The 2,080-nt window shown below is 36.9% G+C and carries 1 protein-coding gene; it reads left to right on the top strand.

Going from position 1 to position 2,080, the window contains the following annotated elements; genetic code table 11:
* Window positions 1-142 precede the first annotated feature (142 nt).
* Window positions 143-1,951: a zincin-like metallopeptidase domain-containing protein gene (locus tag ACJML3_RS08885; RefSeq protein WP_406022477.1), complete on the top strand. Its 1,809-nt coding sequence runs from the start codon at window positions 143-145 to the stop codon at window positions 1,949-1,951.
* Window positions 1,952-2,080 lie beyond the last annotated feature (129 nt).

Genomic DNA, 2,080 nt, shown 5'->3' with positions numbered 1-2,080 from the left:
GAAACTGCTCCTGAATTATTCATAACAAGAGAGGAAGCTGAAGCTGTCGGCTACTCTGATAACGATGTTAGGTCTCAGCAGGAGATAGCAGAAGAAGATGCAGAGGCAGAATTACTCTTAGCTGCTGAAGAGGTTTAATCTCATGGCTTACAATAAGAAAAACTTTCAGAAGAAAGATCATTACACTGACACTGCAAAAGAAATAGCAGATGTCTTTATCAAAGCACTTGAAGAGGAAACTCTTCCTTGGAGATCTGGCTTTGATAAGTTCAGCTACATTAAACCTTTCAATCCTGCATCTGGAACAGTATATAGGGGCATGAACTCATTTAACTTTGCACTTCAAAGTTACATGAGAGGATATACAGATCCACGCTTTATGACAATGGCTCAGGCTAATGAGCTCGGAGGTAAAGTCAAAAAAGGCGAGCACTGCATCTGGGGTTTCAATTTCAAGCCTACTCAAGTTGTAGTTAAGGATGAAGAAGGTAATCCAATTCTTGACGAAAATGGGCTGAAACAATACGAAGAAAAAATGTTTCCTAAGCCTTTTATGGTTTTTAATGTCGAACAGTTTGAAGGTTTAAATCTACCTAAATTACCAGAAGTTGAACAGCCAGATCATAAATGGTCGCCAAATGAAAAAGCAGAAAACATTCTTGTAGCATCAAAAGCTGACATCAAAAATGAATTAACCTGTCAAACACCATGCTACAGACCTGCAACAGATTCAATTGAGCTACCATTAAAAACACAATATAAAGATCCAACTGATTATTATGCAACAGCTCTGCATGAACTTGGGCATTGGACTGGTCATAAATCTAGATTAGACAGACCATTGACAGGAAAATTTGGCTCTCCTGGATATGCCAGAGAAGAACTAAGAGCTGAAATTGCAAGTGCCATGCTCTGTATGCAGTTAGGCATTGAGCCTAAAATTGCTGATAACCATAAAGCATATATAAAAAGCTGGGTCGAAGTTTTAAAGAAAGAGCCAAAGGAAATTCTTAAAGCAGCAAGTGATGCAGAAAAAATCTCTGACTTTATCATGAGCTTTGATCCTGAATACATTAAAGCTAAGGAAACTTGTCAGGCACAAAAACTTTTAACTGATTCAGAGCCTATCACACAACAGAACCTTGATACAGCTATAACTGATGCTAAGGCATTGACTGAACAAAGAGAAAATGCCGATCTGATTAAGAAGTTAAGTTCTGAATTAGAAGATGTTGTTAAAGATCATAAGGAAATCTACAGTCAGGGAAAAGAACAAGGCTATTTCAAAAATTTAGATTTTGATACTTTTGAAAAAATCTACAGCAAAATTCTTGTTCCTGAAGGAAACTCAAAAACCAGAGAAGAGCGTGAAGAGTGGTCTGTAGAACGTCTTGTTGATGCTATTGCTAATGATCCCAAAACTTTAAGTAAGACTCTGGAAGGAGAAATGCCTCCTATGGCATATCTTCACTGGTCTGAAAGTGGAAAATTAAACAAATCATTTGGTAAAAACAGGTTTCTGCCATTAAGTAAAGCAAATGAAGTTGTTCAAGAAATGAACAATAACTATCCTCTTGATAGTGGTTATGACAAATCAAAGTTTTCTGTTCTTTACTTCAAAAAGGATGACTCTGGCATAGGATTTAAAGATGAAAGCTATGAGCATTTTAGATATGACATAGGAAGTGAACCTGCAAATTCCGATCTTTCAACTCACATCAAGGATTACGTTGATAGCATTTTGAAGGGAAAGGAAGACTATATGTACACTTCTGATTACTCTCAACAAAAAGAACTGAAAGAAAGAAAAGCTTTTTTTGCTGATTACAAAGAGCATATTGTTCCTGTTTTTGAGAAATATGCTGCACCTGTGCCTGCAGCAGAAGCAGAAAAAACTACTGGCACTCAATCAATTTTCACTGCACATAAATCAGCTGATATAGAACGATAAAGATAAAGGAGTAAAAAATGGCGACGATTGAAGGAACTGCTTCAAGAGTATCTCACAAGGATAATCTTAAAGAAGATCTGCATGGCATAGGAGCAGGTATACATGACTCTCTTTCAAGCAGCAAAGATC

Origin of the sequence: Succinivibrio sp. (genome assembly GCF_045124615.1) — a bacterium.
Taxonomy (GTDB): Bacteria; Pseudomonadota; Gammaproteobacteria; order Enterobacterales; family Succinivibrionaceae; genus Succinivibrio; species Succinivibrio faecicola.
The sequence above is the reverse complement of the archived record's forward strand: the minus strand, read 5'-3'. Positions and strand labels throughout refer to the sequence as shown.